Origin of the sequence: Blautia sp. MSJ-36 (genome assembly GCF_018917985.1) — a bacterium.
Taxonomy (GTDB): Bacteria; Bacillota; Clostridia; order Lachnospirales; family Lachnospiraceae; genus Blautia_A.
In genome coordinates, this window is the sequence record NZ_JAHLPQ010000005.1 from 25975 (window position 1) to 44996 (window position 19022).

The window sequence follows — 19022 nt, forward strand, 5'->3', positions numbered from 1 at the left end:
CCGGTATCATCCGGATCTTCTTTCACTGCAAACAGATCCGCAATCTCATCTTCCCTGAAGCCCGTCAGTCCCATGTCAAAATCAGCAGCCTGCAGTTCTTCCATCTCAATTTTCAGAAGTTCCTCATCCCATCCGGCATCCATTGCCATACGGTTGTCTGCCAGAATATATGCTTTCTTCTGTGCCTCTGTCAGATTATCCGCAAACACACAGGGCACTTTCGTATATTCTTCTTCCTTTGCAGCTTCCAGTCTTCCATGACCCACCAGCACATTAAAATCCCTGTCAATGACCAGGGGACTGATAAATCCAAACTCCCGGATGCTTGCCCTCAGCTTATTGATCTGTGCCGGGGAATGTGTCCTTGCATTGTTGATGTATGGCACCAGCTTCTCCACTTCCACCAGCTGAAAATCTTTTACAACCTTAATCTCCATTCTGCCTAACCTCCGTTTCTTGTCCTGAGCAGACGTTCCATCACGTCATCCTGCGGCGTGTTTCCCTGCCATTCCACAGAACAGTTTTCTTTCACGATCTGGAAAATCTGATACCAGATCTGGTTAACCTGTTTCATGTACTGCTGCGACATGGAAACATACGGGGATGCAATCGCATTTTTCGTTGTCGGATGCTTTGCAAGCATTCCATATTCCGAAATGGCTTCTTCGCACTGCACCCATCTGGCAACGCTCATGGCATACTGTTCCATCAGCTGCACACTGACCCAGCGTTCACAGCCTCTTTCTTTCAGCCACTTCCATGTTTCCGTATAAACTTCTTCCGCACACAGGTCTTTCCCATTTTTCTGTTTTGCTTTCAGGAACTCTTTGACCGGAGGCATCTCTGATCCTTCCAGGTCAGAAGGTTCCGGAAGGTCACAGACCATTGCAGTTTTGCCCGCAGAGATTTTCTCCGTCAGAGCCTTCCTTTTCGGTCCGCTTCCCGGTCTTGCACCGCCCCTGGCAGTCCCGTCCTTCGCCATATTTCCCACCTCTTTTCTGTCACAGGGACAATTCCCCGTTTGAATACTGAATTTTGTGCGTGACACCCACCCGCCGTTCTAGCGTCACAGCCGTCACAGGGATTTGCACCGCCCCTCCCCCTCACAGGAAAATCTCACCTGCGGTTCCAGCGGTCTCCTCTCTGTGCGTGAATCCTCGAATGGCACGGCCTGCACAGTGCGATCAGATTGTTCCTGTCATGCGTCCCGCCTTCACTCAGCGGAAGTTTGTGGTGGATCTGTTCGGTTTTAGCCATCACACCCTTCGCATAACACATCTCACAGAAAGGATGCTCTGCCGCATACCTGTCACGGATCCGTTTCCATGCACGCCCGTACTTTCTTTTGGCAGCCTTATCCCTGCCATACTTCTCATAGTCACTGTTCACTTTGCTCCTATGCTCGTCACAGTACCGTTCCCCCGCAGGTACAAGCCTGCTGCATCCCGGATACCTGCACGGCACATCTGGTTTCCTCGGCATCTTTCCCACCTCCGGACATGACAAAAGCCCTGAAAGAAATTCATCTTCCAAGGCTTCCGTCTCATTCTGCTTTACGCATTCTAACAATATCACAGGAGCTTACTGCAATTCTATAATATTTACTATCAGGATTCCGGAATCTCAAAATTTTCCAGTGCTTTCCGGTGCAGGACAAATACATTGTTCATGCTGAAATCCATGTCATCCGCAATCTGTTCCCATGCCCTGCAGTCAATATACCGCAGTTCCAGGACCATCTGCTGCTCCGGATCTTCCAGTTTCCCGATCCGTTCCATGATGTCCCGTTTCATGCTCAGAAGATCCTCAATGTCTTTTCCAATCTCCTGCTGCAGGTCCACGATCATGACAATGATGTTCTCCATCTTGTGCGGATCCTTGCTGGGATTCCCCGGCATGTCACTGATCGTAGCCGTTGCCCTGACTGCCAGGTCATTCAGGGAATCCACCTGACGCAGCTTGCTGCTGATCCGCATATCCATCCGGTATGCCTTCATCAGATATTCTTTTGATGCTGTCTGCTGTCTGTTCATATCTACCTCCGTTCAGGCATCCATCCCGATCTCAGCCTTCACCGCCTCGATCAGTGCCGCCTGTGTCCCGTCCTTCATTTCCAGTGCCTTCATGATCCGCTCATCCACAGTCCCGTCTGCCACAATATGTATCACGGAAACCGTCCCGGATTCCTGTCCCTGCCTCCACAGCCTTGCCACTGTCTGCTGGTACAGTTCCAGGCTCCACGTCAGCCCGAACCATACAAGGATATTCCCTCCGGACTGCAGGTTCAGTCCATGTCCTGCACTTGCCGGATGGATCAGCCCCACCAGGATCTTCCCTGCATTCCATTCCCGGATGCTCTCATCCGAATCCAGTTTCCGGCAGTCCACTTTCAGCTTCTTAAGCTGCTCCATGATCCGTGTCAGGTCATGCTTAAACCAATACGCCACAAGCACCGGCCTGCCATTTGCAGATTCCACCAGGTCTTCCAGTGCATCCAGCTTTTTTCCGTGAAACGCATTCACATCTCCGTCATCACCATAGACTGCACCGTTTGCCAGCTGTGACAGTTTTCCGGAAAGGCTTGCCGCATTCGCCGCAGTGATCTCCCCCTCAGGAAGCTGCATCACCAGCTGCTCTTTCATTTCCCTGTACTGCTGTTTTTCTTTTTCATCCAGATAAACCTTATGCTCCGTGCTGACCAGTTCCGGCATGTTCAGGTAATCTGCCGCTTTCATGGAAATCGTGATATCCGAGATCTTCTCATAAATGGCTTCCTCTGCTCCCGGAACCAGCCGGTAACTGTAAACCACCGGTCCGTTCATCCTGTCTGGCCGGAAATAACATTCCCGGTACTGCCCGATAAACCTTCCCAGGCGTTTCCCCATATCCAGCACCTTAAACTCCGCAAACAGATCCATCAGCCCGTTGCTGGAAGGCGTGCCGGTCAGCCCCACGATCCGTTTCACAAATGGCCTCACCTTCATCAGTGCCTTAAAACGTTTTGTCTGCCAGGACTTAAAACTGGAAAGCTCATCAATCACAACCATGTCAAAACCAAATGCAGATCCGCACTGGTCCACCAGCCACGGAACATTCTCCCTGTTGATGATGTAAATATCAGCATCCGCATCCAGTGCCGCCTTTCGTTCCGCGGCACTTCCCACCATCACGGAATACCGGATGCCTTTTAAGTGGTCCCACTTTTTAATCTCCTCCGGCCATGTAGTGCGTGCAACCCTTAAAGGACCGATGATCAGAACCCGGTTCACTTCAAAGCGCTCATACATCAGCTCCACAATGGCAGTCAGCACAATGCTGGTCTTTCCCATTCCCATATCCAGAAGGACTGCCGCCACCGGGTTCTCCTCAATAAACCGGACCGCATACTCCTGATATTCATGCGGACTGTATTTCATCCAGAATCCCTCCAATCTGTCCCGGATCATCCAGGACAAAAACCTTAAATCCAAGCCTTCCCATCAGCCTGTGCCTGGAAGCCTGCAGAGGCCTCGGCACCTCACCCGGTGCCTTGACCTCCACAAACCCGAAATGCCTTTCCGGAAGAAGCACTATCCTGTCCGGCATCCCGTCAAATCCGGGTGACACGAACTTTGGGCAGATGCCGCCCCTTTTCCTTACTTCTGCCACCAGCTTCTGCTCCACCTGTTTCTCTCTCATACTTCCTCCATGCTTTTTCAAATGCAGCCAGGCATCCGCTGCATGCATCATTGTCTTCCAGATACTTCCGGATGGATGCCCTGTCCCCATCCTTCGGAAACTGCCTGTCCCGTTCCATGTCCCTGGCAAGATCCCCCACCGGTGCCTTTGTCCTTAAATGTTTCCTCATCATCCATGTATAAAACTTCATAGCCATCCCTCCATCATAAATTTCTGCTGTGACGGCTGTGATGACTGGGTCTATACCTTCTATATAGAGAATTTTCATTAAAAAAATCCCTATACGCGTAATATGTATACAGGCATCACAGCCGTCACACTCAGGTCAAAAAGATTCTTCCACACCTTTGTATCTGTCTGTCACAGCCGTCACATCAGTCCTCAAAATCAAGGACAGCCTCGTCTTTAAGCGTCACACCCATCACAAAAGCACCTTTCCGCGTTTTCTTTTTCAGGAATCCCCTCTTTTCCAGCTCCGCAGAAAAATCCGAATTGTGGCGGGTATATTCCCCGGTCCTCTGGCAGAAGTTCCGGTACTCCTGATAAAACTCCCCTGCCTTCTGTTCCAGCCCGTCACCCACGTCACAGCATTCCTCCAGAAAAATCCCCATCCAGTCATTCATTCCCCTGTACTGTTCAATGGCCGTCTCAACCACCGCAGGCTTTTTCAGCTTGTGGTTTGCTGCGATCACCTTTCTGGCTCCTTCGATGATCCAGGCCATGATGGAAGGCGCGGCATGTTCATAAAGATAATCTGCATAGTTCTTCACATCCGAACTGCCCTCAATCCTTGCATGAAACGGAATGACGATCAGACGCCTCCAGGTACCGTCATCCGATGCCCCGACCTTCGGCAGATGGTTTGTGTAGAGCACAACCGTATGGGAAGGCGTAAAGTCAAAAGGATCCTTGAACTTCTTTTCACCCCGCACCTGGTCCGTGGAACACAGCTGTTTCAGGATAGACGTTGACAGGCGCACGCCCTCTTCTAACTCTGCTGCAATAATCAGACGCTTGCCTTTCAGCTCCGCAATCTCCGGCTTCACATTTCTCCGGCATCCCACAGTCAGGGCATCCGCAGAGATCGTTCCTGCATAAGTCCCCATCACCCTGGAAATGGCATTCCAGAACGTGGACTTTCCGTTCCGTCCTTCGCCATAGGCAATGATGAGAGCTTCCTCATAAACCTTGCCGATCGCCGCCAGTCCCACAGTCTCCTGCACGTACTCCATCAGTTCCTGGTCACCGCAGAAAAACGTATTCAGGGCATCTTCCCAGATTTCCTTTCCCTTCTCACCCGGGGAAGCATTGGTGATCTTTGTCATCAGATCCGAAGACCTGTGGTGCATCACGCCTGCCACACCTTTTTCCAGGTCATAAGCCGCATCCGGCGTATTCAGATAGTTCTCCTGCGCATCAAACATGCTGATATCCGCCGACACCATAGGCTTTGCCGCATTCTGGGTATTCACGATGTTCTTATAATTCCGGTACTTCATGACAAAGGCATAATAAGATTTCGCAGACAGAAACTCCTTATAAGCATCCATCAGCTCCGCCCCGATCTGCTTCTCCAGCGTCTTCCCGCCAGTCCGCACGGCAGATTCCTCAATCCCATTCTCCGTCAGTGCCTTTGTCGCTGCCGCCAGCTGTTCCCTTGCATCAGCCAGCTGCATGTCCAGAAATTCCTCAACTGCACCCACAGCCTTCTGCTTATTCTCACGCCAGCACACGCCGTCATAACTCAGGAAATCCGTTGCATCCGTATAAAGCAGTTCTCCCTTATACTCCTGCACCAGCACCTTTGCCTCACCAATATCGGAATAGTCCTCCGGCTTCAGCGAACCAAATTCCGCATTATATTCATCCGGCGGCACATATCCAGGCTGTAACATGACGGTATTCCGGTAAAAACGCACTGCACTCCCCCATATGGTATTCAGTTCCTCTTCCGGAAGCGGCGGATCACACCGTCTGGAATGTTCCAGAAAAGCATCCTTTGCTTTCTGGCAGATTCCATATTTCTTGAGCACACGCCCTGCAAAATGGCTCATGGAATTATTCCTGCTTCCTTCCAGAATCGGACCGGCTCCCAGATCCGCACCTGACGGCAGCTCCCCTGCATCCACTTCCTCATCAATGTTCGTCCATCCCTCATGCCAGATACATTCCCCAGCATCCGCGCCAAAGATAAACCTGGCTGCATCCAGTGCATTCCCGTCAAAAAACGGATAAGCCTCTTTCACTGCCATTTTCAGTGCCGCATAATATCCGGCATCCGAAGTCCTTTCAATGGGAAAATACACATGGAACTTCGGTCTTTCCTTCCTGCCGTCCTTCACCTTCATATGGTTCCTGCTGAACGCAATGGCATAGCACAGATCCGGCATCAGCTCATCCAGCTTTTCCGCCGTTATCCACTCCCCCTGATTCTCCGTATGGTCATTGTCACAGTCCATGACCAGCACATCCGAACCAAGAAAATTTCCCACACTGCGGTAATCCTTCCTGTAGCTCCCGCACACATGATCCTTCTTCACTGCTTCCTGCAGGTCTTCTGCACATCTCACTTCCATCCTGTTCGGATAAAAGCAGTTCCTTGCATCCCCTGCAGCATCCGCTGTCTGCAAAACAAACTTCATCTTCTTACGCCTCCTTCAGGTCTTCCGTAAAATAACGCACCGTCATCCTTCTCTTCTTCGCCTTTCCGATCTCCTGTTTCATCCCGTCCGTGATCTCTGAGCCAAACACCCAGACCTCCGAACATTTTCCCAGAAGCACCAGATCCATGAACAGGATCAGATCCCGTTCCTTTTCCTCTTTCATGTACTGTGGATGCAGAAGATGCGGTGCCAGCGGGATCATCCCCTGATCCACGGCAAACCTGCTGTATCTGCGTGCCCTCTCTGCATTCCGTTCCGGATCTCCCCGGTACGGCGAACAGATATAAACCAGCGGACGGTACTTCTTCGCTTCCCTGTCCACATTCGCAGCCGCCGCAAACGGCACCGGATCCCAGTACCCTTCTGAATTTCTGTAACCTATGCCCATCAGATATTTCTCCTTTCCTGTCAGTAAGGCAGACTTCCGCCTTCTACTGATCCAAGGAGTCTTCTTCCCCGATTTTTTGACCTGATTTCCACTTTTCTGAAAAAAAATTAAAAACTGCTCAAAAAATCCGTTCCCAAAACTCCATGAACCATTAGGAAGCACATGACTGCTCCCCAAATTCACAGAAAGGAGAACTGACATATGAGTAAAATGAGTGAACTGTCCATGATGCTGGATGACCTGATCGCCTGCGGGACAAAACTGGCAGAAACCGCCAGGGCACTGAAAGAATTTTATTCTTCGGATGAACAGGAACAGCCGGCTCCCGACAAAAAGACGTCCGGCAAAAAAACATCAAAGAAGCAGGAAGCCCCTGCACAGACACCGGATCCGGCACCGCAGCCAGAACCTGCAAAAGAATATTCCAAGGAAAATGTCCGCAGAATCCTTGCCGCAAAAGCAAACGAGGCAGAGGGCATCTACAAAGCCCAGGTCAAGGCACTGGTCCAGAAATACGGAAACGGCGGCAGCCTTACAGACGTAAAGCCGGAGGACTATGCCGCACTTGCAGAAGAAGCGGAGGGAATCGGACATGCCTGATAAACACGCCTTTCTCTCTGCATCGTCCAGCCACCGCTGGATAAACTGCCCTCCAAGCGCAGCACTCTGTGCAAAGGAGCCGAATAAAAGCAGTCCCTATGCACAGCAGGGAACCGATGCACACAGCTTATGCGAACACAAAGTCCTGGCTGCACTGGGACAGGCTTCCAGGGATCCCACAGAATCCCTCTCTTACTATGATGAGGAAATGGCAGACTGCACGGACCAGTACTGCACCTATGTCATGGAACAGCTGCAGGAAGCAAAGAAGCTCTGCGGCGACCCGCAGGTTCTTGTGGAACAGCGCCTGGACTTCTCCAGATGGGTTCCGGATGCTTTCGGAACTGGCGACTGCCTGATCGTTGCAGACCAGATCCTGCACATCATCGACTTCAAATACGGACTCGGCATCCTTGTGGAAGCAGAAAACAATCCGCAGATGATGTGTTATGCACTCGGGGCACTGGATACCTATGACGGCATCTACGACATCAAAGCTGTCCGCATGACCATCTTCCAGCCACGCCGCAGCAACATCAGCACCTTCACCATGAAAAAAGAAGACCTGCTGTCATGGGCGGAAAATACCCTGAAACCTGCAGCAGACCTTGCCATCAAAGGTGAAGGAGACTTCAAAGCCGGCACACACTGCCAGTTCTGTGCAGTCAAGGCCACCTGCCGGAAACGTGCAGAGTACAATCTGGAACTCGCCAGATACGACTTCGAAATGCCGGAGCATCTGGAACCTGCAGAAATCTCTGCCATCCTGCCCCGCATTGACGAACTGGTTTCATGGGCCGGCGACATCAAAGACTATGCCCTGCAGTCCGCACTCAGCGGCACGGACTACCCCGGCTACAAAGTCGTGGAAGGCAGATCCACCCGGAAATACACGGATGAAGCCGCCGTAGCCAGTGCAGTAGAAACAAACGGATTTGATCCCTATGAGAAAAAACTGCTGGGAATCACAGCCATGACTTCCCTTCTGGGAAAAAAGAAATTTGAAAAGATCCTTGGCGGACTGATCGCAAAGCCGCCCGGAAAACCGGTGCTTGTACCGGAAACAGATAAACGTCCGGCAATGAACACTGCCAGTGACGATTTCAAAGAAGAATAAGGAGGACATACCATGTCAAAATTTGTAAACCCGACAAAAGTAATCACAGGAGTTAACACCAGATGGTCCTACGCAAACGTATGGGATCCGAAAAGCATCAACGGCGGCGCCCCGAAATACAGCGTCAGCCTGATCATCCCCAAATCCGATACCGCAACCGTGAACAAAATCAAAGCCGCCATCCAGGCAGCCTACGAGGAAGGGGAAGCCAAGCTGAAAGGAAACGGAAAAACCGTACCTGCCCTCTCCATCCTCAAGACCCCTCTCAGGGACGGAGACCTGGAACGCCCGGATGACGAGGCATACAAGAACGCTTACTTCATCAACGCAAACTCCGGCACCGCCCCTGGCATCGTGGATGCAGACAGACAGCCAATCCTTGACCGCTCGGAAGTTTATTCCGGAGTGTACGGCAGGGCATCCATCAACATGTACGCCTTCAACTCCAATGGAAACAAAGGCATTGCCTGCGGCTTAAACAACCTGCAGAAGATCCGCGACGGCGAACCCCTTGGCGGAAAATCCCGCGCAGAGGACGACTTTGCCACAGAGGAAGATGACGACTTCCTGAACTGATCCTGACAGACATCACCACAGGGATGGACAATGCTCCATCCCTCTTTTAAAAGAAACGGAGGAACTATCATGTGTTTATTATGCAGTCTCAGAGCATTTACAGAAAAACAGCCGCCGGAAGGCACAGACCTTTTCGTCTGTGAGAATCCAGCTGATCCGCAAAAGCGCACCTACGGGATCATGCGTTTCTTCAAAAAAGGATCCTTATTCCCGGAATTAATGCACATAGAAAAATCCAGCAGGGAAGAACGCCTGATGGATGCCCTCTTCCACCTGAACAGAAGCGGAATCCCCGCACCGGAAACAGGATATTACTTTCTGGAAACCGGAAACCAGGACGGAACCGACACGGCAGTCTGGCTCCAGTCAGCCATCAACCCACTGGATTCTGTCTATGCAGTCATCAATCCGGAAGAACAGGCATAACAGACAGCGGCGGCAGTGCCCTTCATGCTCACTGCTGCCGCTTTTTATACCAGAAAGGAAAATACATGGAAATAAAAGAAATGTCGATTGACCTTGAAACTTACAGTGACCGGGATATCCAGAAATGCGGTGTCTACAAATATGCGGAATCGGATCAGTTTGAGATCCTGCTGTTCGGTGTATCCATAAACAGCGGACCTGTTACCATCTATGACCTTGCCTGCGGCGATACCATCCCGGAAGAAATCCTTAAAGCCCTGACAGACGAATCTGTCACCAAATGGGCATTCAACGCTTCCTTTGAGCGGATCTGTCTTTCCATCTGGCTCCGCCGCCATTATCCGGAGTACTTTAAAGGGTACGGCATACCGGAAGATCCTGCCGGAAACTACCTGGACCCGTCATCCTGGAAATGCAGCATGGTCTGGTCTGCCTATCTTGGACTTCCTCTCTCCCTTGCCGGAGCCGGTGCTGTCCTCGGCCTGCAGGAACAGAAATTAAAAGAAGGAAAAGAACTGATCCGCTTCTTCTGCACACCCTGCAGGGCGACCAAAACAAACGGCGGCAGAACCCGCAACCTTCCACAGCACGACAGCGAGAAATGGATTCGCTTCAAAGCGTACAATAAACGGGACGTGGAAGTTGAAATGTCCATCCAGAAACGCCTGTCCCGCTTTCCAGTCCCAGATCAGATATGGAACGAATATCATCTGGATCAGGAAATCAATGACCGCGGCATCCTGCTGGACATGGAAATGGTCAGAAATGCCCTTGCCTTTGACGAAAAATCAAAAGCAGACCTCCTGTCCGCCATGCAGTCCATCACCCTCCTGGATAATCCCAACAGCGTCCAGCAGCTGAAAACCTGGCTCTCCGAAAACGGACTGGAAGCAGAATCCCTGGGAAAGAAAGACGTGGCAAAACTCATCCAGAACACGGACGGAGACATCCGGCAGGCATTAAAGCTCCGCCTGCAGATTGCAAAATCCTCCGTCAAAAAATACCAGGCAATGGAAAACGCAGTCTGCAGGGACGGACGCGCACACGGCATGTTCCAGTTCTACGGAGCCAGCCGCTCTGGACGCTGGGCGGGCAGGCTGATCCAGCTGCAGAACCTTCCCCAGAACCACATGGAAGACCTTGCGGAAGCCCGCGAACTGGTGCGGACCGGCAGCTATGACATGATGGATCTGCTTTATGATGACATCCCGGATACCCTGTCCCAGCTGATCCGTACCGCCTTTATCGCCCGCCCCGGCTATAAATTCATCGTCAGCGACTACTCGGCCATTGAAGCCCGGGTGCTCTCTCATCTTGCAGGAGAAACCTGGCGCACAAAAGTATTCGCAGAAGGAAAAGACATCTACTGTGCATCCGCCAGCCAGATGTTCCACGTCCCTGTTGAAAAACACGGAGTCAACGGACATCTCCGCCAGAAAGGAAAGATCGCAGAACTTGCCTTAGGCTATGGCGGATCCGTCGGTGCCCTGAAATCCATGGGTGCCCTTGACATGGGCCTGACGGAAGAAGAACTGCAGCCCCTGGTCAATGCCTGGCGCACATCCAACCCGAACATCGTACAGTTCTGGTGGGATATCGATACCGCAGTCAAAAACGTAATCCGCACCCGCACACCTGCAGAAGTCCGCGGCATCCAGTTCTTCTATAAAAGCGGACTTCTCTTCATCCGTCTCCCATCCGGACGCCTGCTCTCCTACGTCAAGCCCCGCATCGGAGAAAACTGTTTCGGCGGGGAATCCGTCACCTACGAAGGCACCGGAACAGACAAAAAATGGCAGCGCATAGAATCCTACGGTCCAAAATTCGTGGAAAACATCGTCCAGGCAGTCTCCAGGGATCTCCTGTGCTTCGCCATGCAGGACCTGTCCTTCTGCTTCATCGTAGGCCATGTCCATGACGAACTCATCATAGAATGCCGCCAGGATGCCTCCGTGGAAAGCATCTGCTCCATCATGAGCCGCACCCCCGACTGGATGCCCGATGTCCTGATCCGCGGTGACGGATATGAAACGCCATTCTACAAAAAAGATTGATTGTTGCTATATAATATCTTGTTGCAGCGGCATCTTAATTATGATATGATAATGGTCGTTTAAAAGTTTCGTGAAAGAAAGGAATGATATACCCATGAACAACATCAATGATTTACTAACAATACAAGAAGTTGCAAATAGGTTAAAAGTCACCCCTCAATATGCCCGAAAACTAATCAAAGAAGAAAAATTAATTGCAACAAGAATTGGAACACAATGGGTTATTAAACCAGATGATTTAGACACGTATATTTCTAAATACGATGTTTCTATTGAGCCAGATGATCATGCACGCATAAGTGATACCATCCCAGATATCGTTGCACTTAGTTTTTTTTCTGGTGCAATGGGACTCGATATTGGTATGCGTAAGGGAGGCATTCCTGCCATTCTTGCATGTGAATTTAATAAATATTGCAGAATGACTATTGCTGAAAATGAACCGGATATGGCGCTTATTGGTGACATAAACAAATATGAACCTGAACAAATTTTAGAAATGGCTAAGCTTCCGCATAACCGCAAGGTAGACGTAATTTTCGGTGGACCTCCATGCCAAGCATTCAGTACAGCTGGTGCAAGACGTGCCTTGGATGATGAACGCGGCAACGTATTTCTTAGATATGTTAAAATTGTAGAAAAAATACGCCCTACCTATGTTGTTATTGAGAACGTCCGAGGACTTTTATCTGCACCATACCCTTATAATGATGTAACCACGCCCATAAAAGGTGGTGCTCTTTGCGTTATACTTGACCGACTTAAAGCAGCAGGTTATACAATTTCTTTTGAACTTTACAACGCAGCAAACTTCGGTGCTCCGCAGATTCGTGAACGTGTTGTAATGATTGGTAAACTTGGAAATGAAAAAGTGTCTTACCTAAGTCCTACTCATGATGAAAACGGAGATTATGAATTAGCGCCTTGGCAGACACTAAGAGATGCCGTAAATGACATTGAAGATAAAGAGCAGCACTATATTGAATTTCCAGAAAAGCGCTTAAAGTTTTACCGAATGCTAACAGAAGGACAATATTGGAAAGACCTTCCACCAGAGGCACAAAAAGAAGCAATGGGTGCCAAATTAAAACTGGGTGGTGGAAAAACTGGTTTTTTCCGAAGATTAAGTTTCAATCGTCCATCTCCTACTTTGGTAACGGATCCGACTATGCCCGCAACCGATCTTTGCCATCCAACAGCAGACCGTCCTTTAAGTGTTGAAGAATATGCCCGTATTCAAGGTTTTCCTGATGATTGGAAAATATGCGGGCCAATAAAAGAACAGTATCGCCAAATTGGAAATGCCGTTCCTATCAAACTTGGTGAGGCTATTGCAAAAACTATTTTAGCTGACATGAACGGTGAAGTATTACCTCAAATTCCTGGCTATTCCTATTCGAGATATAAAAGTACCAGTGATATTTCATGGCGTATCTCAATGGATGAAAAATTAAAAAAAGCAAGAGCTGAACAGGAAAACGAACAACTCTCACTTTCTTTTGATTAATCCTTATTATAATACCAAATACCCAATTTTCCCTTTGTGATAATTGGTTCCACGGGTTCAATGTCTGTAAGCATCCATGCATAACGTCCCGGTGTAAAATTGCCACATAAAAAACAATTTGGATCACTCTCTTTGATTTTCTGTGTAAATTCTTCTGTTATAAGCACACAATCAGAGAGAGTGCATTTTACAAAAATCGAACCATAATGCAACTCTCCCTTTAATAAAGCAGCTGCTTCTGTGGCCTTAGTGTTAGATTTTGATATTTTACTCAAGCCCGCATGAATATAAAGTTCTCCATACTGTTTGCATGGCCAACTTCTCGTCTCAATAATCTTTATTTTTTCTCCAATAAGACTAGCCCATGGCTCTTGTATTGTAATTACCCTTATCATTTTTCAGTAATAATCTCCGGATTTTTTTTAATTACCGCTTGTATAAATTCTTTAAATTTATCTTCATCCATATCACATTCTTTTGATACTAATTTTGTTCCATAAGTATTTACAATCTTATTCAATTTCGGCCATTTATATGATGGTTTTGGTATTCCACCTTTTTTTGATGTTCCTAACCTATACCATTTTTTAATGGTTGTTCCTTCGCGTATGTTTTTTGAAGAACTGTTTTCCGAATTACTCTTATTTTTCACCTGCAATAACTCAGTTCCTTTTATATTACAAAAATCAATCGCTCTTAAAGTTTCGCCTGCACACCAAATCCATCCGTATGGTTTAATGGTTTTGGCTATATATTCCTCTAAAAGATTTCCAAGTACATTTTCTGCTGACATAAAAAGTATATGGCTTTTTTCTTGACCATCTAAATTACTATCATCTTCTATATTCTTTGCTTTCTTAACCATCTCTTTAATAAGTGGATCTGAACATGATGTTTTCGGATTAGCTTTTTTCTCACTTGCCAAATTATTAATCGCATTGCAATATGTCAAAACCCAACGATGTATATATTCTTCAGGGGTTGATCCTTTTTCCATATTAATATTAGGAAATAACGTTCTACTTTGGCAAGCAACATTAAAAATATAATTTAGATCATTAAAATCAAAATCAGGATATTCCCCTTTTTGAGATGATATTTCTTCTTTAGCCTTATTATAATATTTTTCTAATTCTGAATTAGTTAATTCTTTTTCTGAAATTTCTGAAATAGAAATCTTTGCCATATTCTTGTCCTCTACCTTAATCCACGAATGCTTTCTCTGGTTTCCTTTCCAACTTGAGATGCAATTTCAAGTAATTCATCATAGCATCCCTGCCCTCCGATGGTATCCCACATATCACGTCCAATCAAAACAACCGGATCATGTCTGAAATCAAATATTCCCATTGGTGGATGAAAATTATACAATTCACGTTTTTCTCCAAATGGATTATAAGGAAGACCAAAATACGCATTACAATTTTTCACACCAAAAGTCAAGTGTAAGCAGTCTTCTTTTGCAACAGCAGTCTGATCAATATTCGGTTTTACAGTTTTAAGGCTAATAAAATTGTCTTGTCCATTTTTATGCCACCATAAATCAGATATCACTCTTACTGTATGTGTTTTTCCCATTCTCGGTACAGTATTTATTCTTTGCACTGTTGTATTCCAGTCACGATCTAGACAAGTATTGTTTCTTAACTCCTGTATGTGATTATGAATGGCATTATCCACAGCTTCGTCAAGCTCAATATAAGTTTCTCTTTGTCTTTCAGCCGCATCTGCTCCATTTGCAAATGCTACCAACTTGGCCAGTTCTTCAATCACCCTTTGTCCAAAAGATGTACTGAAAGAACGTTCAAACGCACTCCAAAAAATAACCTCTTCTGAAAGAAGTGCTGTATGAAATGGACGATACGTCTGCTCATTTCTGGTAATACGATAAATTGTACCTTGTACACAATTCCGAAACTCATTAGCTATCAATTCACGATATTTTGTATCCATGACAACCCCTCCTTATTTTTCTACACCTTCAAATAGAGTTGCCATTGATACCGATAACCCATCTGCGATCTTTTTTATGTTCAATAAAGATACATTACGCTTACCAGTTTCCACGGAAGCAAAATACGTTCTATCCATTCCTATTTTAAGCGCAAATTTTTCCTGACTCAACCCTGTTTCCTGTCTAAGTTCACGGATTCTGTTTCCAAATTTTTTAAGGTATTCTGTTTCCATATGGTTCCTCCTTAGTATGCTTTTAGGATACTCGTCAACAGCAAATAAGGCAACGGTTTATCAGCAACATTTCATGACTAGACAGACATAAAGACCACCAGATAAATGACTCTTGCATCATTTATTCGGTGGTCTTTTCATTTAATGAAACCTTGACCTAAAACTTTTTCTGTCCTTCTTCTGCTTATATTTATCCTTTAATCTCATATACAGTGCTTTTGCAGCATAAAATTCCTGCTTAAGTGGAAATGAATCATCTGTCAACATTTTCAATGTATCTTCATATATAGGACGCCGGTAAACATCTACAACACAGATTTCATAACTCTTTCCCACAACTTCTATTTCTTCATCTGTCCAATCCATATGCATCTGCTCATATCCATGAGGAAGGTCAATCCGTGCAATCAGTTCCGTGCCAATCTGGTTTGTTTCCTTATCCCAGTTCCGGTCATAATAAACATATTCCCGATCCACCCAGCAATCCATTTCTGGTAGCTCATCCCCATCAATCATTTCTTTGAACCGATACTTATCTGCAATAAATTCATAAATGGATGATTCTGATGTACCCGTGGACACTTCACTCACATCTCCCTGCTCATAACAGATGATGGAATAAAAATGCTCCAGAAAATATTCATACGCATCATCATCTTCCCTGTCCTTAAACACCTGTTCCAAGAAAGGAATAACTATACACAATTCAGTTTTATGCTGTTCCATATCAAACAGCATCGGCAGAACCACACTGTCATGATCCAGGGTATCCCTGTTCTGAAAAATATCCAGTACAGCACCAAACCTCTGCTCCAGCTGTCTTGAAAAGAAATATGCCACAAAATACTCCTGAAAAGACCGATGCACAAAATAATACTTTCCGCCATCCTTATAAATCAGACAGATTTTCCCCGTCACATCCTCAATAAATGCTTCCGGTGTAGTCTCAAGTTCATTCGCCTCAATCACTTCCTGAAAATATGCACTGATTTCTTCCGGTGTAAAATCATACTTTTCCTGCTCATAGGTAATCGTGCAGAACTCTCCAAAATAGTTCTGGAACTCCCTGCTGTTCAAACCAGTTGCAAACTCCCTTGTCAGAGCCTTTGCTGCATCATGCTTCTTTGCCAATGCTTCATATGCTTGCTCATAAAACAGGTACCTCTCAGTCGGGATATCATGATTCCCCTCATAAGTCAGCAGAAGAATTGTCAGGAACAGCGGATTTCCCAGAAAATCCATACGCTCCTTCCATCCAAATCCGAATCTGTTGTCTTTCAAATCCTGGATAAAATCCTTCTGAATCACTGGATCCACAACGCTCTGATCCAGCTTTTCTACCATCTCTATTGCCTGATCCTTGCTGAAAGGCTGCAGGTCATACACGGTAAAACGGCTCAGCCCTCTGAAATTCATGGTCGGTCTTGATGAAACAATATAGGTAGCATCCGGATAACTATCTGCGAGTGTTTCTATTTCTTTATAGAAATACCTGCTATTCTCACTCTTAATCTCATCCAGACCATCAAAAAGGATCACTCCCTTTCCACTTTGAAGCAGTTCCACCAAATCTGATAAATGCAGGTTCACATCATGTCTTTTCAGTTCCTGAAAAATAAAGTCCAGCAAATCCCCAGATGCAGGATTATAATCCCTGAGTACAACAAACACCGGTACTCTCCCTGTCTTTCTATACTTCCCGATTGTATCCAGCATGAAATGTGTCATCATCATAGATTTTCCCATACCGCCAGTCCCAGATAAAACGATGAAACGCCGTTCCTCCAGAAAGGAATCTACACAAGCATTTTTAATCACATTTTCATTTTCTTTAGCCGTTCTCAGCTCACTCCTGCAGGCATTCTCACGCTGTTTTACATCATTACACACAAAAAATCCATAAAACTCTCTTTGCATCTCGTACAGGAAAGTTTTCTTTTTACTATGCTTATCATAAGCCCGGCACAGATAAGTTTTATATTTATTGAGCATATCTTTTCTTCCAACCACTGGGGATATTTCAAAATCTAATAACATAATATCCTCCGGTCTGGTAAAGATCCTTTGCAGCCCTGCTTCATAAACATCTGGCATCATCTCCGCCTGTACCGCTTTTCCTGTAATCGCCTGTGCGTATGCATCTACTGGAGCAACAAAATGTGTTTTAACCGGTTTTATCTCCGTATCATATGACACCTGCACATCTTCATGGCTCTCAAAACCAATCCTGCTCCTGTCAAACTTTCTCGGCCTGCTTTCTCCCATAGAATCAGCCAAAGCAAAATACGTTTCCTGCCCGTTTTCAGACATTCCCTGCGTACAGCAAATATAATGCCACACACTCAGCAACAGATTATAAATATACACCACCTGCATCTCCGGAAACTCCTGCTTATACGCCGGAATCCCTCCCGGAATCGCCATAAACTTTGCATTATCCTGAATCAAACTGTCTTTCTCAACCAGTTCCATCAGTGCCCGGGCCAACCACTTCCCATTCACTTCCAAATCCAGATAGTGATCTGCATAATTCTTCACTTCCCCTACAACTGAAGCATAATCATCCCGCATTCTTCCATTAAATTCTTCTACAACAACAGGATCCCCAAATCTTATGTACTCGCTGTGCAAATCCGGATCACAGTTTCTGAACCGTGACGCAATCGTCACCAGGCTATTCCCGGACATCCCCCTTGCAGACCTGTCAAAAATATAAAGCAGTTCTTTCAGGCACTCTTTCTGATTTGCCACCGGCTTCTTTCTTGCCGCCAGCATCAGATTAAAGAAAATCCCGCCTGAAAGATGTAATGCAACTTCACTCCCCATCCATATACCTTCTCTCACGTAATTATTAACTCAGCTTATCTGAATAAACTGCGGTAAACGTTGAACTGCAACTAAATAAACTCAATACTCTCTACAACAAATAAATCTGATTGCTTTGATCCAAGCGCGCAAAAGCAGGAGGATGCACATAATTTCTGATATGTCCTACAGACTTATCAAGATTCCTGTGCCTGACCTCTTTCTTTGCGTGCTTTTTCGCATCCGCCATCCGAGATCCTGTACAGCCATGTGCATCCTCCTTCCGGCAATCGCCACGAAAGGAGAATCCCCATGAACAAAAAAGTCCCGGAAACAGCCAGCGAAAAGAAATATTTTGTACTCTTTGAAACTGATGAAGAAGGCATCCGCCAATTCCAGTCCTGTTCTGATCAGGACAGATCTGGCACTATGCTGTCTAAGATGTGCATAGAAGGCAGAATGGTTCCTGCCCTCAAACTGGAAGTCGATAAAAACGCCTATGAAATTTTCAAACGAGAACAATGGATGCAGGAGCACCACTACAGAATAGAAAACCGCTGCATCATCAGCGGTCAAAATGGAAAATCCAGATTCTGCCCCATCAGAATCCCTAATCCTGAATACACTCCGGACAACGGCCAGCCCAAAACTTTAGCCAACAGCTGCACCACCTGTCCACACAACAAAATTTTCAATCTGATGAAAGGAAAAGCCTTTTTTTCCACACTTTCCGTCACAGACAAAGACGGCAATCAGGATCCCTATGAACCCCAGTCCGCCCGTGACATCAATTTCACCGATCACTACCAGGAACTTCTCACTGGCTGGATCAGCTTCATTCAAAAGAACTATCCTCAGTATAACAGATATGTCGAATTAATCAATCTTTTGGGGAACGAATTTACATTAAAAGAAGCGGCTACCATCTTGAACAGACCACAGCGTACTCTTTATGGCTGGGTACAGACTCTACGCCCGGTTTTTAAAGAATATATGCAAACTGCCGATTATATATAAAAAA

Annotated in this window: 20 protein-coding genes and 1 pseudogene; 7 read left to right on the plus strand and 14 right to left on the minus strand. The window is 46.6% G+C overall.

Features of this window, described 5'->3' with window-relative positions:
• Positions 1–8 precede the first annotated feature (8 nt).
• The 9 genes and pseudogenes from KQI39_RS05465 to KQI39_RS05505 form a co-directional block, all read right to left on the minus strand.
• Positions 9–437 (minus strand): annotated as a pseudogene (locus KQI39_RS05465) (ParB/Srx family N-terminal domain-containing protein); the annotation flags it as partial.
• A 5-nt stretch (positions 438–442) separates the two neighbouring features.
• Positions 443–982 (minus strand): P27 family phage terminase small subunit, encoded by a 540-nt coding sequence (locus KQI39_RS05470; protein WP_195344082.1) that lies wholly within the window; start codon positions 980–982, stop codon positions 443–445.
• Between the two features lie 134 nt (positions 983–1116).
• Entirely contained in the window at positions 1117–1482 is a 366-nt protein-coding gene (locus KQI39_RS05475) for an HNH endonuclease signature motif containing protein (RefSeq protein ID WP_216417105.1), read from the minus strand.
• A 125-nt stretch (positions 1483–1607) separates the two neighbouring features.
• Positions 1608–2033, minus strand: coding sequence for a DUF1492 domain-containing protein (locus KQI39_RS05480; RefSeq protein ID WP_216417107.1), 426 nt, complete (start codon positions 2031–2033; stop codon positions 1608–1610).
• 12 nt (positions 2034–2045) lie between these two features.
• Entirely contained in the window at positions 2046–3416 is a 1371-nt protein-coding gene (locus tag KQI39_RS05485) for a DEAD/DEAH box helicase (RefSeq protein WP_216417109.1), read from the minus strand.
• Positions 3397–3678, minus strand: coding sequence for a VRR-NUC domain-containing protein (locus KQI39_RS05490; protein ID WP_216417111.1), 282 nt, complete (start codon positions 3676–3678; stop codon positions 3397–3399). The genes KQI39_RS05485 and KQI39_RS05490 overlap by 20 nt, the downstream gene beginning before the upstream one ends.
• Complete coding sequence (locus tag KQI39_RS05495; protein ID WP_195344079.1) at positions 3590–3868, minus strand: sterile alpha motif-like domain-containing protein; 279 nt, start codon at positions 3866–3868, stop codon at positions 3590–3592. The genes KQI39_RS05490 and KQI39_RS05495 overlap by 89 nt, the downstream gene beginning before the upstream one ends.
• A 184-nt stretch (positions 3869–4052) precedes the next feature.
• Positions 4053–6320 (minus strand): phage/plasmid primase, P4 family, encoded by a 2268-nt coding sequence (locus KQI39_RS05500; protein ID WP_216417113.1) that lies wholly within the window; start codon positions 6318–6320, stop codon positions 4053–4055.
• A gap of 4 nt (positions 6321–6324) precedes the next feature.
• Entirely contained in the window at positions 6325–6729 is a 405-nt protein-coding gene (locus tag KQI39_RS05505) for a DUF7768 domain-containing protein (RefSeq protein WP_216417115.1), read from the minus strand.
• A gap of 201 nt (positions 6730–6930) precedes the next feature.
• Between KQI39_RS05505 and KQI39_RS05510 the strand changes: the two genes are divergently transcribed.
• The 6 genes from KQI39_RS05510 (at position 6931) to KQI39_RS05535 (ending at position 13009) form a co-directional block, all read left to right on the plus strand.
• Positions 6931–7329 carry a hypothetical protein gene (locus KQI39_RS05510; RefSeq protein WP_216417117.1) on the plus strand — a complete coding sequence of 133 codons (399 nt, stop codon included), beginning with the start codon at positions 6931–6933 and terminating at the stop codon, positions 7327–7329.
• Positions 7322–8446 (plus strand): DUF2800 domain-containing protein, encoded by a 1125-nt coding sequence (locus KQI39_RS05515; RefSeq protein ID WP_216417119.1) that lies wholly within the window; start codon positions 7322–7324, stop codon positions 8444–8446. Before KQI39_RS05510 ends, KQI39_RS05515 begins: the two co-directional genes overlap by 8 nt.
• A 12-nt stretch (positions 8447–8458) precedes the next feature.
• Positions 8459–9022, plus strand: coding sequence for a DUF2815 family protein (locus KQI39_RS05520; RefSeq protein ID WP_195344074.1), 564 nt, complete (start codon positions 8459–8461; stop codon positions 9020–9022).
• A 69-nt stretch (positions 9023–9091) separates the two neighbouring features.
• Positions 9092–9448 carry a hypothetical protein gene (locus KQI39_RS05525; RefSeq protein ID WP_216417121.1) on the plus strand — a complete coding sequence of 119 codons (357 nt, stop codon included), beginning with the start codon at positions 9092–9094 and terminating at the stop codon, positions 9446–9448.
• Between the two features lie 65 nt (positions 9449–9513).
• The gene (locus KQI39_RS05530) at positions 9514–11502 is read left to right on the plus strand and encodes a DNA polymerase (protein WP_253293078.1); all 1989 of its coding nucleotides are present in this window, start codon (positions 9514–9516) and stop codon (positions 11500–11502) included.
• 94 nt (positions 11503–11596) lie between these two features.
• The gene (locus tag KQI39_RS05535; RefSeq protein ID WP_216417123.1) at positions 11597–13009 is read left to right on the plus strand and encodes a DNA cytosine methyltransferase; all 1413 of its coding nucleotides are present in this window, start codon (positions 11597–11599) and stop codon (positions 13007–13009) included.
• Here KQI39_RS05535 and KQI39_RS05540 read toward each other — a convergent pair.
• From KQI39_RS05540 to KQI39_RS05560, 5 genes are all read right to left on the minus strand, one after another.
• Entirely contained in the window at positions 13006–13404 is a 399-nt protein-coding gene (locus KQI39_RS05540) for a hypothetical protein (RefSeq protein ID WP_216417125.1), read from the minus strand. The two genes, KQI39_RS05535 and KQI39_RS05540, sit on opposite strands and share 4 nt — an antisense overlap.
• Entirely contained in the window at positions 13401–14195 is a 795-nt protein-coding gene (locus tag KQI39_RS05545; protein WP_216417127.1) for a SinI family restriction endonuclease, read from the minus strand. The genes KQI39_RS05540 and KQI39_RS05545 overlap by 4 nt, the downstream gene beginning before the upstream one ends.
• Positions 14196–14206: 11 nt before the next feature.
• Positions 14207–14962: a TdeIII family type II restriction endonuclease gene (locus KQI39_RS05550; protein ID WP_216417129.1), complete on the minus strand. Its 756-nt coding sequence runs from the start codon at positions 14960–14962 to the stop codon at positions 14207–14209.
• Between the two features lie 12 nt (positions 14963–14974).
• Positions 14975–15196 (minus strand): helix-turn-helix domain-containing protein, encoded by a 222-nt coding sequence (locus KQI39_RS05555; RefSeq protein ID WP_216417131.1) that lies wholly within the window; start codon positions 15194–15196, stop codon positions 14975–14977.
• A gap of 141 nt (positions 15197–15337) precedes the next feature.
• Entirely contained in the window at positions 15338–18022 is a 2685-nt protein-coding gene (locus KQI39_RS05560) for an NACHT domain-containing protein (RefSeq protein ID WP_216417133.1), read from the minus strand.
• A gap of 291 nt (positions 18023–18313) precedes the next feature.
• Here KQI39_RS05560 and KQI39_RS05565 point away from each other — a divergent pair, with 291 nt between their 5' ends.
• Positions 18314–19018: a hypothetical protein gene (locus tag KQI39_RS05565; protein ID WP_216417135.1), complete on the plus strand. Its 705-nt coding sequence runs from the start codon at positions 18314–18316 to the stop codon at positions 19016–19018.
• Positions 19019–19022 lie beyond the last annotated feature (4 nt).

Bases quoted from the DNA above. Each gene is read 5' to 3' on its own strand.
- KQI39_RS05555 (WP_216417131.1), bottom strand. From the start codon at position 15,196: ATGGAAACAGAATACCTTAAAAAATTTGGAAACAGAATCCGTGAACTT.
- KQI39_RS05490 (WP_216417111.1), bottom strand. From the start codon at position 3,678: ATGAGAGAGAAACAGGTGGAGCAGAAGCTGGTGGCAGAAGTAAGGAAA.
- KQI39_RS05565 (WP_216417135.1), top strand. From the start codon at position 18,314: ATGAACAAAAAAGTCCCGGAAACAGCCAGCGAAAAGAAATATTTTGTA.
- KQI39_RS05515 (WP_216417119.1), top strand. From the start codon at position 7,322: ATGCCTGATAAACACGCCTTTCTCTCTGCATCGTCCAGCCACCGCTGG.
- KQI39_RS05495 (WP_195344079.1), bottom strand. From the start codon at position 3,868: ATGAAGTTTTATACATGGATGATGAGGAAACATTTAAGGACAAAGGCA.
- KQI39_RS05510 (WP_216417117.1), top strand. From the start codon at position 6,931: ATGAGTAAAATGAGTGAACTGTCCATGATGCTGGATGACCTGATCGCC.
- KQI39_RS05520 (WP_195344074.1), top strand. From the start codon at position 8,459: ATGTCAAAATTTGTAAACCCGACAAAAGTAATCACAGGAGTTAACACC.
- KQI39_RS05535 (WP_216417123.1), top strand. From the start codon at position 11,597: ATGAACAACATCAATGATTTACTAACAATACAAGAAGTTGCAAATAGG.
- KQI39_RS05505 (WP_216417115.1), bottom strand. From the start codon at position 6,729: ATGGGCATAGGTTACAGAAATTCAGAAGGGTACTGGGATCCGGTGCCG.
- KQI39_RS05500 (WP_216417113.1), bottom strand. From the start codon at position 6,320: ATGAAGTTTGTTTTGCAGACAGCGGATGCTGCAGGGGATGCAAGGAAC.
- KQI39_RS05530 (WP_253293078.1), top strand. From the start codon at position 9,514: ATGGAAATAAAAGAAATGTCGATTGACCTTGAAACTTACAGTGACCGG.
- KQI39_RS05475 (WP_216417105.1), bottom strand. From the start codon at position 1,482: ATGCCGAGGAAACCAGATGTGCCGTGCAGGTATCCGGGATGCAGCAGG.
- KQI39_RS05560 (WP_216417133.1), bottom strand. From the start codon at position 18,022: ATGGGGAGTGAAGTTGCATTACATCTTTCAGGCGGGATTTTCTTTAAT.
- KQI39_RS05540 (WP_216417125.1), bottom strand. From the start codon at position 13,404: ATGATAAGGGTAATTACAATACAAGAGCCATGGGCTAGTCTTATTGGA.
- KQI39_RS05485 (WP_216417109.1), bottom strand. From the start codon at position 3,416: ATGAAATACAGTCCGCATGAATATCAGGAGTATGCGGTCCGGTTTATT.
- KQI39_RS05525 (WP_216417121.1), top strand. From the start codon at position 9,092: ATGTGTTTATTATGCAGTCTCAGAGCATTTACAGAAAAACAGCCGCCG.
- KQI39_RS05480 (WP_216417107.1), bottom strand. From the start codon at position 2,033: ATGAACAGACAGCAGACAGCATCAAAAGAATATCTGATGAAGGCATAC.
- KQI39_RS05545 (WP_216417127.1), bottom strand. From the start codon at position 14,195: ATGGCAAAGATTTCTATTTCAGAAATTTCAGAAAAAGAATTAACTAAT.
- KQI39_RS05470 (WP_195344082.1), bottom strand. From the start codon at position 982: ATGGCGAAGGACGGGACTGCCAGGGGCGGTGCAAGACCGGGAAGCGGA.
- KQI39_RS05550 (WP_216417129.1), bottom strand. From the start codon at position 14,962: ATGGATACAAAATATCGTGAATTGATAGCTAATGAGTTTCGGAATTGT.